We start from the raw sequence: 260 nt of genomic DNA, 5'->3' as shown, positions 1-260 counted from the left end.
CGTGGATCATGTCCCCTCCCGGCAAGGAGAGCGGGGGCCATCAGAACCTGTTCCGCTTCATCAAGTTCGCCGAGCAGGCCGGCCACCGGTGCGACGTGTACCTGTACAACGCCAGCGATGCGGCGATCGACCTGCAGGTCGTGCGCGACATGCTCGAGGCCTCGGAGGCCTACCCGCACCTCGACGGCGAGATCCGGATCTGGGACAGGACCGCGGGCGTCGCCGACGGCACGGACGCGATCTTCGCGACCGGCTGGGAG

1 protein-coding gene is annotated in these 260 nt (G+C 68.5%); it reads left to right on the top strand.

Going from position 1 to position 260, the window contains the following annotated elements; all coding sequences use genetic code 11:
* Nucleotides 1-260 (top strand): hypothetical protein (locus AC1RPR_RS08915; protein ID WP_481763590.1); only part of this gene is annotated, 260 nt, incomplete at both ends.

This window comes from Dellaglioa sp. CoH-57-MRSF-22 (genome assembly GCF_056781895.1).
The sequence above is the reverse complement of the archived record's forward strand: the minus strand, read 5'-3'. Positions and strand labels throughout refer to the sequence as shown.